The sequence below is a fragment of the Corynebacterium argentoratense genome (genome assembly GCF_021491455.1).
Taxonomy (GTDB): Bacteria; Actinomycetota; Actinomycetes; order Mycobacteriales; family Mycobacteriaceae; genus Corynebacterium; species Corynebacterium argentoratense_A.
Genome location: NZ_JAKETN010000004.1, coordinates 40,058 through 51,882, shown reverse-complemented (window position 1 = coordinate 51,882; position 11,825 = coordinate 40,058). Strand labels below are relative to the sequence as shown.

The 11,825-nt window shown below is 59.9% G+C and carries 15 protein-coding genes and 2 tRNA genes; 7 read left to right on the top strand and 10 right to left on the bottom strand.

Annotated features, from left to right (window positions below):
* The first annotated feature begins 56 nt into the window (after positions 1-56).
* Positions 57-1,328: a deoxyguanosinetriphosphate triphosphohydrolase gene (locus tag L1C91_RS06165; protein ID WP_234858492.1), complete on the top strand. Its 1,272-nt coding sequence runs from the start codon at positions 57-59 to the stop codon at positions 1,326-1,328.
* A gap of 7 nt (positions 1,329-1,335) precedes the next feature.
* Here the strand turns inward: L1C91_RS06165 and L1C91_RS06160 are convergent, their stop codons facing one another.
* Both L1C91_RS06160 and L1C91_RS06155 read right to left on the bottom strand, forming a co-directional pair.
* Complete coding sequence (locus L1C91_RS06160; RefSeq protein ID WP_234858491.1) at positions 1,336-1,578, bottom strand: hypothetical protein; 243 nt, start codon at positions 1,576-1,578, stop codon at positions 1,336-1,338.
* Positions 1,579-1,612: 34 nt separating this feature from the next.
* Positions 1,613-2,140, bottom strand: coding sequence for a ribonuclease domain-containing protein (locus L1C91_RS06155; RefSeq protein WP_234858490.1), 528 nt, complete (start codon positions 2,138-2,140; stop codon positions 1,613-1,615).
* 58 nt (positions 2,141-2,198) lie between these two features.
* Here L1C91_RS06155 and dnaG point away from each other — a divergent pair, with 58 nt between their 5' ends.
* Positions 2,199-4,118 carry a DNA primase gene (gene dnaG / locus L1C91_RS06150; RefSeq protein ID WP_234858489.1) on the top strand — a complete coding sequence of 640 codons (1,920 nt, stop codon included), beginning with the start codon at positions 2,199-2,201 and terminating at the stop codon, positions 4,116-4,118.
* 9 nt (positions 4,119-4,127) lie between these two features.
* Here the strand turns inward: dnaG and L1C91_RS06145 are convergent, their stop codons facing one another.
* Both L1C91_RS06145 and L1C91_RS06140 read right to left on the bottom strand, forming a co-directional pair.
* Complete coding sequence (locus L1C91_RS06145) at positions 4,128-4,370, bottom strand: hypothetical protein (RefSeq protein WP_234858488.1); 243 nt, start codon at positions 4,368-4,370, stop codon at positions 4,128-4,130.
* A gap of 123 nt (positions 4,371-4,493) precedes the next feature.
* A tRNA-Ile gene (locus L1C91_RS06140) sits at positions 4,494-4,567 on the bottom strand.
* Between the two features lie 188 nt (positions 4,568-4,755).
* Between L1C91_RS06140 and L1C91_RS06135 the strand changes: the two genes are divergently transcribed.
* Positions 4,756-4,828 (top strand) — tRNA-Asn (locus L1C91_RS06135).
* Between the two features lie 64 nt (positions 4,829-4,892).
* Entirely contained in the window at positions 4,893-5,801 is a 909-nt protein-coding gene (locus L1C91_RS06130) for a trimeric intracellular cation channel family protein (protein ID WP_234858487.1), read from the top strand.
* On the opposite strand, the gene L1C91_RS06125 is transcribed toward L1C91_RS06130, so the two are convergent.
* Complete coding sequence (locus L1C91_RS06125; RefSeq protein ID WP_234858486.1) at positions 5,798-6,202, bottom strand: hypothetical protein; 405 nt, start codon at positions 6,200-6,202, stop codon at positions 5,798-5,800. The genes L1C91_RS06130 and L1C91_RS06125 overlap by 4 nt on opposite strands.
* A 7-nt stretch (positions 6,203-6,209) precedes the next feature.
* Here L1C91_RS06125 and L1C91_RS06120 point away from each other — a divergent pair, with 7 nt between their 5' ends.
* Entirely contained in the window at positions 6,210-7,076 is an 867-nt protein-coding gene (locus L1C91_RS06120; protein WP_234858485.1) for a serine hydrolase domain-containing protein, read from the top strand.
* Between the two features lie 27 nt (positions 7,077-7,103).
* Here the strand turns inward: L1C91_RS06120 and L1C91_RS06115 are convergent, their stop codons facing one another.
* On the bottom strand, positions 7,104-7,283 hold the full coding sequence (locus L1C91_RS06115) for a hypothetical protein (protein WP_234858484.1): 180 nt from the start codon (positions 7,281-7,283) through the stop codon (positions 7,104-7,106).
* Here L1C91_RS06115 and L1C91_RS06110 point away from each other — a divergent pair.
* Complete coding sequence (locus L1C91_RS06110) at positions 7,282-7,515, top strand: hypothetical protein (protein WP_234858483.1); 234 nt, start codon at positions 7,282-7,284, stop codon at positions 7,513-7,515. The two genes, L1C91_RS06115 and L1C91_RS06110, sit on opposite strands and share 2 nt — an antisense overlap.
* Here the strand turns inward: L1C91_RS06110 and L1C91_RS06105 are convergent.
* Positions 7,512-7,751, bottom strand: a complete 240-nt coding sequence (locus tag L1C91_RS06105; RefSeq protein ID WP_234654015.1) for an acyl carrier protein — start codon at positions 7,749-7,751, stop codon at positions 7,512-7,514. The genes L1C91_RS06110 and L1C91_RS06105 overlap by 4 nt on opposite strands.
* 25 nt (positions 7,752-7,776) lie before the next feature.
* On the opposite strand from L1C91_RS06105, the gene L1C91_RS06100 reads away from it, so the two are divergent.
* Positions 7,777-8,688 (top strand): alpha/beta fold hydrolase, encoded by a 912-nt coding sequence (locus L1C91_RS06100; protein ID WP_234858482.1) that lies wholly within the window; start codon positions 7,777-7,779, stop codon positions 8,686-8,688.
* Here L1C91_RS06100 and L1C91_RS06095 read toward each other — a convergent pair.
* From L1C91_RS06095 to L1C91_RS06085, 3 genes are read right to left on the bottom strand one after another with little or no spacing between them, the layout of a single operon-like run.
* Positions 8,627-10,186, bottom strand: a complete 1,560-nt coding sequence (locus tag L1C91_RS06095) for a carbohydrate-binding domain-containing protein (protein ID WP_234858481.1) — start codon at positions 10,184-10,186, stop codon at positions 8,627-8,629. The two genes, L1C91_RS06100 and L1C91_RS06095, sit on opposite strands and share 62 nt — an antisense overlap.
* A gap of 51 nt (positions 10,187-10,237) precedes the next feature.
* Complete coding sequence (locus L1C91_RS06090; protein WP_234858480.1) at positions 10,238-11,077, bottom strand: polyphosphate polymerase domain-containing protein; 840 nt, start codon at positions 11,075-11,077, stop codon at positions 10,238-10,240.
* Positions 11,070-11,597: a DUF4956 domain-containing protein gene (locus L1C91_RS06085; protein WP_234858479.1), complete on the bottom strand. Its 528-nt coding sequence runs from the start codon at positions 11,595-11,597 to the stop codon at positions 11,070-11,072. The genes L1C91_RS06090 and L1C91_RS06085 overlap by 8 nt, the downstream gene beginning before the upstream one ends.
* Between the last annotated feature and the right edge of the window lie 228 nt (positions 11,598-11,825).

The following is an 11,825-nucleotide window of genomic DNA, read 5'->3' as shown; positions in this document are numbered from 1 at the left end:
ACAAACCCACCCGCTCAATCGCAAACAGAACCCACAGCATTAGCTACAGTAAACCTGTGCACTACCAGTACAGTTCGCTCGATGAACAACGCCGCCACCCCGAAGAAGCCAAAGGCTCGACCGTCAGCGGCACCCTGCCCGACACCAGGGGAGCGTTCGCACGAGACCGCGCCCGCGTGCTCCACTCCGCAGCGCTGCGACGACTGGCAGACAAAACCCAAGTGGTTGGCCCCCGTGACGGCGACACCCCACGCACACGCCTGACACACAGCCTCGAAGTCGCGCAAATTGCCCGCGGCATCGGAGCAGGTGTTGGCGCCGACCCCGACCTGTGCGAACTCGCCGGCCTGTGCCACGACATCGGCCATCCACCCTACGGACACAACGGGGAAGTGGCGCTCAACGAACTTGCCGGCGACATCGGCTTCGAAGGTAACGCCCAAAGCCTAAGGATCCTCACCCGGCTCGAACCCAAGATCCGCGACGCCGAAACCTCCTTCGGACTAAACCTCACCCGCGCAGCCCTCGACGCAGCCTGCAAATACCCCTGGACACGCAGCCAAGCTGAAGCGAAAAACACCAAAAAATACGGCTGCTATGACGAAGACGCCCACATCCTCGAATGGATTCGCAGCGGCAACGACACCCACCCCAAGCCCCCCATCGAGGGCCAAGTGATGGACATCTCCGATGACGTGGCCTACTCCGTGCACGACGTTGAAGACGGCATCCTCGCCGACCGCATCGACCTCAAAGTCATGTGGGACCTCGTCGAACTCGCAGCACTGGCAGAAAAAGGTGCACGCGCTTTCGGCGGAAACCCTGATGAACTCGTGGAAGCCGCAGACAGGCTGCGCCAACTCGACGTGGTCAGCCGCGCCGCCGACTATGACGCAACCTTTCCGTCGCTCGTCGGGCTCAAAGCCCTGACCTCTGAACTCGTAGGCCGATTCGTCGGCGCAATCATCACCGCCACCCGGGAGAACAATGGTGAAGCCCTCGGCCGCCACAATGGCCAGTTAGTCGTCCCACCGGATGTAGCCGCAGAAGTTACCCTGCTGAAAACCATCGCGGTGCTCTACGTGATGGACGAACCCGTCCACCTGCGCCGCCAAGACCGCCAACGCGAACGCATCTACAGAGTGTTCGACTACCTGAGCATGGGCGCGCCGGGTTCCCTGGACCCAAGCTTTGCTCACTGGTATGTGCAGGCAGATAGTGATCAGCAACGACGTCGCGTCATCATCGACCAGATCGCCAGCCTCACTGAATCCAGGTTGGAACGCCTGGCCCACCTCGCAGCCGGCGTATCCGGTTTCTATGGTTAAGGGGCGTCTAGCGTAGGTGCCATGCAACGCTGGAGTCTTTAAATACCTCCGCGACCAGCACGGTCTCTTCCAAGGTGCCCTGCCAATCCGGGGAATACACGCAGCGCACACCTGCTGCCCGGGCGTCTCTGAGCCAGTCAGCCAGCGCATCCAGATTGCCCGCACACCCCATGAGGGCCTGCGCTAATGCGCGGCGGTCGGCCACCGCGGCGTCAACACGCACAACACCTTGCGCTGTCATGGAAAACACGTGGCCCGACGGTGGGCAAGAATCGGGGTGGAGATTATTGTTCGGCATCGGGGATCTCACAGAAACTCTCGTAATGGTCGTCGGTATAGAACCACACATCGGGGTCGTTTTTAGAGCCGCCGCCCACCACAATCCGCCGGGCACCGCGGTGCTTCAGGCCAGGCGTGTCCACGGTGTATTCGCGGTAGTAATTGCGTGATTGTTGCGGCAGGACGTGCTCGTAGTTTCCAAAGCGCACCCCATCGTTGTCGGGGTGGGCGAAGGGGCCGCCGTTCAAAATGTCGTCGACCACATCCTCAGCCTCGGGAGGTAGGGAGGACAGCGGGCAGACATCCTCTTGGGTGTCTTTTGCGCGCTTGCCGGACTTGGATGCGGTGCCGGACTTGGATGCGGTGCTGGATTTGGGGGCGGTGCTGGGCGCGGACGTTGTACTGCGGGGTGCTTCGGGACGCGCGTCATTGCGTGCGGGGGAATCCACGCCGAACCATGCGGCGGCGGCAGCGACGGCAACGGCCGCGGCCGCACCAGCGACCTTTTTGTACAGCCCATTGGGACTAGACATAGCCGATAGCTTAGTAGGCCGTGGCGCAGAGAGGTTCAAGCACGTAATGTTTAGCCTTATGGGCAAAGGAAGGATTCCGGAAAGCGATATTCAAGCTATCCGTGAACGCACAGCGATTGAAGAGATCGTCGGTGAGTACGTCCAGTTGAAGCCGGGGGGCAGCGACTCGCTTAAAGGCCTGTCGCCGTTTAAAGACGAAAAGACTCCCTCCTTCCACGTTCGTCCCTCACGCGGCTACTACCACTGCTTTTCCACCGGCAAGGGTGGGGATGTGTTTAGTTTCCTCATGGAGATGGAGCACATTAGTTTCCCCGAGGCTGTGGAAGTGTGCGCGGAAAAGATCGGCTACCAGATCAACTACGAGGGTGGTGGGCCTGGCCGCAGGGAGGAGCCGGGTACTCGCCAGCGTCTGGTGGCCGCCAACAAGGCAGCCCACGAGTTTTATAAGCAACAGCTCGAAACTGATGACGCCGCGACGGCTCGCGCTTTCTTGACTGATCGCGGTTTCACTGCCGAGCATGCACATGAATTTGGCTGCGGTTATGCGCCGGCGGGCTGGGATACCTTGACCAAGCATCTCATGCGCAAGGGCTTTGATTTTAAGGAGCTCGAGGCTGCAGGGTTGTCGACGATGGGCCGCAGGGGGCCGATCGATCGTTTTCATCGGCGTCTGCTGTGGCCTATCCGAAACCTGGCGGGCGACGTCATCGGTTTCGGTGCCCGGAAGTTGTTTGATGACGACAAACTCGGCAAGTACATGAACACGCCAGAGACGATGCTGTACAAAAAGTCGAAGGTGTTGTTCGGCTTGGATATGGCTAAAAAGTCTATTGCGGCGGCGCACCAAGCTGTGGTGGTGGAGGGCTATACGGACGTCATGGCCTGCCACGCTGCGGGGATTACCACCGCTGTCGCGGCCTGCGGTACCGCCTTTGGCGAGGAACACCTGCAAATGCTGCGCAGGTTGATGCTGGATGACAACTTCTTCCGCGGTGAGCTGATCTACACCTTTGACGGCGATGAGGCCGGGCAGAAGGCAGCCATGCGTGCCTTCGAGGGGGAGCAGCAGTTTACTGGCCAGTCCTATGTGGCCGTGGCCCCGGATGGGATGGATCCTTGTGATCTTCGCCTGCAGAAGGGCGATGCTGCAGTGCGCGACTTGGTAGCCAGCCGCGTGCCCATGTTCGAGTTCGTTATCCGTTCGCTGGTGGAAAGCTATTCCTTGGACAGTGTTGACGGTAGGGTGCAGGCGATCCGACGGGCTGTGCCGGTAGTGGCCGGGATTCGTGACGAAGCCTTGCGCAATGAGTACGCCCGTCAGCTGGCCGGTTGGACTGGGTGGGGTGACCCAGCGGAGATTGTGGCGCAGGTTCGGGCGGCCAAAGCTGCCCCCAAGGCTGTAACGAAGCCGTTGCGTGCACGCCGCTTCGAGCAGGCGAGTTCTGCGCCTGTGGACACAGCACCGGCGTCAACGTTGGTGCTGCCTGATCCTAAGAACCCACGGTTGTGGTGCGAGAGGGAAGCACTCAAAGTTGCTTTGCAGTACCCCTCGTTGGCGGGCAGCTTCTTCGATGGGCTTGAACAAGGGTGCTTTAGCAACCCCGCGTATCAGGCGGTGCGCCAGGCGATTATCGACGCCGGTGGTAGCGCCACGGGTGCGACGATGAGCGATAAGCAGTGGGTCCCGGAAGTATCCGGCAAGGTCGATGATTTGGTGGCGCAGTCGCTGATCGCTGAACTGGCGGTGGAGCCGATGCATGTCAGCGACGACTCTTTGGAAGCCTACGCGGATAGTGTCTTGGCTCGTTTGCAGGAAGTCCGGGTGGGCAATCAGATTGCCCAGTTGAAGGGGCAGCTGCAGCGCATGCGCCCCAGTGATGATTCTGCAGCCTACAACTCTTTGTTCGCAGATCTGGTGGCTTTGGAGCAGGTGCGCAGGCAGCTGCTTGACCGGGCGATCAAACCCCAGGTGCGCTAGGGTGTGCGGCTAGTCTTCGTCTGGTTCGAGTACGGTATGCCCGTCTTCGGTGCGCAGGTCGCGGACTTCCTTCATGCGCGGTTGTGGGTCGAGCTTGTCTGCGAGGGCTTTACGCGTCACGCTGACTGCTTTTTGGGTCACGGGGGAGTTGACGGTTGCGAGATAGCCTTTTTTGATTTGCTCGTAGCGCTTGCGGCCGGCTTTGGTGCCGAATACGTAGCCTGCGGCGGCGCCGACGACGAACTGAATCATGGATTCTCCTTTGTGCTTTTTTGTGCCCCAACCACTGTAGCGATTTTTAGGCTGGTGGGCGGGCAAAACAGAGAAAAACCCCAGCTAGAGGCGCTCTGCTGGGGTGTGTTTCTGTGTTGTCTGTGGGGCCACCGGGGCTCGAACCCGGGACCAACGGATTATGAGTCCGCGGCTCTAACCGACTGAGCTATAGCCCCAACCATCACCCCGCGGTTAGCGAGGTAACTCAATCAGTATAGAGGCGGGGCCGCTCAGGGTTAAAAGCCGTAGAGAAAGAAGCTGTCGAGGTGGGCTATAAGGTGCAGATTTGCGCCAATTCACGCGAGGGTTATATAGTCTTATCTCGTTGCAGTGAGCACCCCAGCGGTTGCTTAAGCGCAAGTATTCCCCCATAGCTCAATTGGCAGAGCATTCGACTGTTAATCGAAGGGTTACTGGTTCGAGTCCAGTTGGGGGAGCGTTTCACCCCCGACACGTTACTAACGTTGTGTCGGGGGTTTTGTCGTATGTAAGTTATCTCTCATGCCCACTGTAGATCCCACCATTCTCGCTCTGTATCGCAGCTTGGACTTGATTGGTGTTGTGCTCAATGGCGCCATTGGCGGCACGATCGCACGCCAGCGTGGCTTTGACATCATCGGTTTTAGTTTTTTGGCGTTGTTTTCTGCACTCGGTGGCGGTATGTTGCGCGATACGTTGATGCAGCGGGGGACACCGGCGGCGATTGCAGAGCCTATGTACATGGGTTTCGCGATTTTGGGCGGCCTGTTGGCGATGCTGATTTACCTGCGGGGCCGGGCGTGGGAGTTGTTTGAGGCCCACGCGGATGCCGTCATTTTGGGGGTGTGGGCGGTCACTGGTTCGACTAAAGCTCTGACCTACGGGATGCCTTTGGCTAGTGCGCTGTTTATGGGTGTGCTGACCGCTGTGGGCGGCGGCATGATTCGCGACATCGCAACGGGGAGTGTGCCCGCGATTTTTGGTGGCAATAAGCTGTATGCGACACCCGCTTTGTTGGGTAGTGCGGTGATGGTTTTGTTCCACATGATGGGTCATGACGCCGCGGGGATGCTTGTCGCCACGACGGTGGGCGCGGGATCTGCGATTTTGGCGTATTGGCGTGGGTGGGTGCTGCCGACTAACCCGGATTGGGCGCCGGTGAATATGACTGCCCGGCAGTTTAAACAGCGGTTGAAGAGTGCCCGTGCGCAGGGTCGTGAGCAGGGTATAGCCCAGGAGCGGCAGATGTGGGAGGATGCTCTGCATATCCCGGAGGATGTGCGTGAGGATTTCGCGGAGAAACTTGCTGAGAGCCTGCACGATGCCGGAATTGGGGACACCGGCGGTGGAGATGCTGGTGGTGGACAAGCCGACGCGGGGGAATCACCGGCTCAGGATGCGGAAGGGCAGAAGCCTCGCGAGGACAGTTAGGCGCGGGCGCGCAGGTAGCGGTTGAACCAATCCACAATCATCGCGTCGTTACGGAACACCATGTATTCGTGCCCTTTCTGCAGCGCGCCGTTGGGGTTCGGTAGGTTGCTGCGAATCAGAGTGGCGGTGGCTTCTTTGCCGGAGGTCGTGTAGCTCAGCAGTTCCGCCCGCACACCGGGCACGCCCAGTTGCTGGGCGGCCTCTGGGGGGGGATGAACAGGCGCATGGGCTGGGCACTCAGCAATTGTGACGCCCCAGTTGACTGCGCCGTCAGTTGTGCCGGTGTTACTGACGCCGCAGGGCTTAGGCTGGCCACGACGGCTCCGGTGGCAGCAAGGGAGATGAGGGAAGCAGAGCATGTCGATAGCAGTTTCCTCCAGCGCATGGGATCCATTTAGCATTAGGGGTATGCAGCAACCTCCCCACACAGACCCCCTTGCTCGCACGCTCGCCCAGGTTGATGATTGGCCGGTGGACGCGGTCGCCGCTGGACTCGTCGACCAGGGGAGCACCTACTATGCCGGCACGGTGGATGCCGACCACCGTTTCGCCCTCGCGAGCGTCACCAAACCACTGGTGGCCTATGCGGTTGCGGTCGCTGTCGAAGAGGGCGTCTTCGAGTGGGATAGTCCTTGCGGGCCGGAAGGATCCACCGTCCGGCACTTGCTTGCCCACGCATCAGGGGTTGGGTTTGATAGCCCGGAGCCGCAGAAACCCGTGGGGCAGCGGCGCATCTATTCCAACGCTGGTTTTGAGCTGCTCGCAGACGCAGTAGAAGCGGAAACGGGTATAGCCTTCCCCGAGTACTTCCGCCAAGCCCTCTGCGAGCCCTTGGGGTTAGGCGCCACGCTAGATGGTTCCGCAGGCCATGGGGTGACCGCAAGCCTGCGCGACGTCATGACGTTTGTTAAGGAAGTTCTGCAGCCGAGCCTCATTCACCCCAGCACGCTGGAAGAGATGCTGCGCGTCCAGTACCCGGAGTTGGCAGGTGTGGTTCCCGGGTATGGATCGTTTAGCCCGTGCCCGTGGGGGCTGGGCTTCGAGGTCAAAGGCAGCAAGGGGACGGCCGGCAAGGAGCATTGGACAGGCACGCGCTTGCCTGCGCGCACTGTCGGGCACTTCGGACAATCGGGCACCTTCATGTGGATTGATCCGCAAGCCGAGCGGGGTTGTGTGGTGCTGACGGATCGGGCGTTCGGCCCTTGGGCTAAGCCCCTGTGGGCGGAGTTCAACGACGAGCTCAGCGGCGCATTAACACCCCCATATGCTGGTTAAAGTTGTGGTTTAGAGTTGCTGGTGGGGCTATAGTTGCCTACCTTTGAGACTGTAGCGCGGGCACACAAGCCCGCAGGCTTCGAACGCGACAACGTTGGGGAAGACGACTGTCGAACCGAAGCGAAAGACCCCACCCGTGAACCAGGAAACAAACACAACAACCACCCCACCCACCCACACCACCGCACTGCTAGAAATAACCAACATGCCACGCACGCTACGTCGGCACGTGGAACAGTTGATGCTGCAGCGCCTACCAACCCCCGCGGCGTCATCATGCGACTACCCAGACCCGTGCACGCAGTGGCGCCGGTCCCACCTGCCGGCAACCATCGGCTGCACCCAACGCATCGACGCTGCCACCGATGAACTAGACGACTTTGCCGACGCACTGACCCAGCTAGCGCAGCAGCACGGATTCAGCGCCTGCCTGAGCTAACGGCTGCTATGGCCGTCGACAAAATCCACCATGTCGGCGATGGTTCGCCAACCCAGCGCGTCCTCGTCGGTGATGCGCACACCGAACTCGTCTTCGTAGCGGACGCAAATATCAATCAGCGACAGTGAATCGATGCCTAAACCATCGATGGTCGACTCAGGGGTGATCATCGGTGCATCAAGCCCCGTGGCGTCGCTAATGATGTTGACGACGCGGGGTGTAAAAGAATCAGACATAGCTTCCAGAGTAGTCTCTACAAACATGCAGTTGAAGAAGCGGACCGGCCTCACGCCCGGCTGGTGCGGTGACCTGCCGGTGCGCTACTACCACAGTCAGGGCAGTGGCCCCGTGACGGTGGTGTTCATCCACGGGTTCACCCTCACAGCACAGTCGTTTTTCCAGCAGGTGGACTTTTTGCACTACCGCTACCCGGAAGTCAGCTGCCTCTTGCTGGATCTACGGGGGCACGGCGAAAGCGGCGAAATCGATCCAGAACTGTGCACGCTGGATGCCACGACTGATGACGTCGCGTCAGCTATCCGCACCGCCGCACCTACAGGCCCACTCGTGATTGTTGGGCACTCCCTAGGTGGGATGGTTGCGCTGAATTTCCTGCGCCGCTACCGTGACTTGGCGGGCAGGGTGCGCGGCGTCATATTAATTTCCACCGCGGTGGAATCATTGTCCAGCCAAGGCGTGCCCCAAGTGCTGGCATTGCCTGCGGCGGAGAAAATACACAATGCGGTGGAGGCCTCCCCGAAGGAAGCCCAAGCCTTCCGCACAGAAGTGGCGGCCTTGCTGGCCCCAGCGTTGGCAGCGACAGTGTTCTACCGCGATGGAGTCGCCTACGACCTGGTGCAATTCCACGCGGCGATGATTCAAAACACCCCGCTGAAAACGATGGTTGGTTTCTTCGACGACCTGCAGCATCATGAGGAGCTCGAAGCGATCGACGAGCTCAACGAAGTCCCCGGCGTGGTGATCGTGGGGGAGGAAGACCACTTCACCCCACCCAGCCAATCAGAGGTCATCGCCGACGTCTGGGGCAAATCAACCCTGTACCGATTAGCTGATGTGGGGCACATGGTCATCCTCGAGGCACCAGAAATTGTTAACGGCGCGTTGGAGCAGATGATTCGGCGCGCGACCCCGCAACCACAGACACAGAACTAGCACCAGCCTTGACCGTGTAGCTCTGGCCTGCGCTGATCTTGTCAGAGGAGTACTGCACCAGTGTGAACGGCTTGTCGCCCGCCTCGATTGTGGCGATCACCGTGCCGGAGGAATCCTCGATGGTGACGGCACCACTGGTCACCGAGCTATCAAGATGGGCGCTGATGAAGCTTTGGGTGCCGCCGGTCGGATCAGCGGGCATACCCGCAGAACCCAACCCGATGACGGTGCCGCCATCGATGCTGAAGCTACCCGCATAATCGAAGGTTCCGTTAGCGCTGTCGCTCGGGCCAAACACCAGCACGGTCCCGCCATTAATGCGTAGATCTCCATTGGAATCGATTCCATCGCCGGCCGCATTAACCTTCACTGTGCCACCACTGATCACAATCTGCTCTCCTGTGGATTGTTCCATGCCTGCCCTGGGTTGCCCACCAGAGGTGCCACCCTGCTGCGGAGGTTGCATGCCCTCCTTCGGCTGCTGCATAGCTTGGGGCGGCTCTTGTATGCCTTGGGGCGGCTCTGGCATACCTTCCGGTGGTTGTGGTCCTGCAGCTTCTTCTGACTGCTCCTGCTGCTCTTGCTCCGTTGCGGCATCGACGCTGGTGGCCCCGGAGCCGTTAATTCCATCGTCACTGGAAGTTAAGTCCACAGTGCCATCGCTGATGCTTAACAGCCCGGCTTCCAAACCTTCGGTGGAGGACGCGACGGTGACATCCCCGCCGTCGATAAGCAGGGCAACATCAGAGTGCACCCCATCGGCGCCCGCATTGACATCAACGGTGCCGCCGCTAAGGTGCACGGCGACATCGCTGAGCACACCGTCATCGCCGGCGGTGGCATCAAGGTGGCCGCCGAGCATACTGGCCGAATCCTTCCCCCGGAAAGCATCGTCTGCGGCCGTCACCTTCCACGTGCCGCTGTAGAGCGCTAGATCATCCGAGGAAGCAATGCCATCGGCACCCTCACCCTCAGAGTGCACGGTGACCGTCCCGTCACCGCTGAGCACAAGATCCGCATGAGAGTAGATCGCCGCCGAATCAGGGGCCGTCGCCGTCACCGTCGAAGAACCCACCGCATGCACCTGCACCTTATCGGCGCTCACAACGTTGATCTGCCCAGCAATGGTGGCGTTGTCCAGTATCAGAACCACGTCCGCATCACCCGCGTCCACGATGACGTCGCCCTGCTCACCGCTGATGCGGTAGGTTCCGGCCTCCGTGATGGTTCCGCCGTCGTAGACAGTGGCCGACGCGACGTCAGGGGAATCCTCCACCAACTTTGGGGTTTTAACTTCGGACGCCACAATGTTCTCGGCAGAGGGGCTGCTGCTTTGTTCGTTAGTTACGGTGCTTGTTGTTGCAGTGTTGTGTGCCGCAATCGCTGCGGTACTGCTGGCGTCCAGAGGCGCACCATCATCGGTGTGCGCGCACGCGGTTAGGGCCACGGGAAGGGTCGCCGCCAGGGCGAGGGAAGCAAGGCTTGAACGTTTAGTCATGACAATTACATCCTTCAAAGTGCAGTAAGGGGTTCGAGTAGATACGCAGCGTCAGGCTGCGGCAGGAAGATCAAAATGATGCGTGAGCGTCGAATGCCACCGATTACTCGGCAAGTGCGGGTAGACCGCTGCCATGCCTGTTGCGTACTTGGAGATCCGACAAGGCCGTATACCGTTGCGCCACAGCAGGCGGTCGATCGCGCCGGGCTGGGCCCCAGACTTGGTCTCGATGATCACCATCTCTGGGGCATCCAGGCGCGGGCACTCTGCGTCGCTGGTGCTGACGGTGCTGTCGGAGTAGGAGCGAAGCCCAATCCAGAACAGTCCGCTGTCGATGGTTGCTCGACCATTGTCAGTGAGCAGGCAGCAGCGACGGTATCCACCGTGCAGCGTTGGGCTGACCGCGGCGTCAACACCAACACGCTGTAGCTGTGCGGCCGCCCAATCCGCCTGCGGCAGTGCGTCCGGCACACCGGTGTGAAACTCGGTGGCCACCCGGATTTTCGCCGTCAGGCCCCGGGGGCCTTTATGTTTGAACTCCACAAAACTTAAACCCGAGTCCAGGTAATTGCGGGTGCGCAACTTGAAGCGTTTGCGGCGCCCGTAGGCTGCGCTGAGATAGCTGTCCAGGCCACAAGTGTCGAAATAGACCGATTCGTAGCGCTGCGACAGGGCACCACCGATGCTCATCACGGATGTTTCATCGGGCAGTTGGGCGAGTATGCTTGCGCATTGGTCGCTGCTGAGCACGTATTTTCTATCCATGCGGCTCATCATGCGGGCACGCTGATTGACCTGCTTGAGGCTTACTGTGGGCAGTGGGCTTAACAGTGCGTCGACGCTCTGCCTCAGTGCTGCGTTGAGGATCGGGAGGTCAGCTACGCTACGCATAGGTCACACTCGCAATGGTGAGGTCATTAACAGTGTCAATTTTCTGGATGCTGATGTCGCGGAGGGTGACGTCTCCAAGAACATCACGGACCATCGCTTCCAACTGCTTACCGTAGGTGGCTTTGTCGATATGAACGTCGACGGTTGTGGTTGAGGGGATGATCAGAAGGTCCACCACTGCGATGGCCAGGATGATGGTGGCGGCCAGGCTCGCTTGAGCCACAATGCTGGTGGGCATTGCACACACCAGGCCGAGGGCCAGGGCGCCGAAATAGTAGGCGACGTGGCGTTGGGTGATCTCTGAGCTGCGCAGCCGGATGATGGACAGGACACCAAACAATCCGAGCCCTAGGCCTGCGGTGATGGAGGAGTCGGTGAGGACGGAGGTCACTGCGAAGACACCGGCGTTAATTCCGATGAACGCGACAGCTAGGTCACCGCGGCGGTACCTGGGGTAGAAGACCGCGAAAACGAGGACGCCGATGGATAGGGCGTCGAGGAAAAGCTGAGGGAGGTTCATGAAAGAAGATCCTTGCTGTGTAGTAGGTCCCCGTGGTGCGGGGTTAACTACTATTGAAGACCCTCAACTTGGCAAAACACCTGGGTATAGGTGGTGCGTTCTTAGGAGAATCCTTTCAGCGCTCGAAGGTTAAAAGGCTTGATTTTTCAGGATTTTCAGGATGCTTACAGTCTTTCTCGGCATCGTCTCAGCCGGGGCTTGGCAGACAAAAAAGAGGGGCTTCCCACA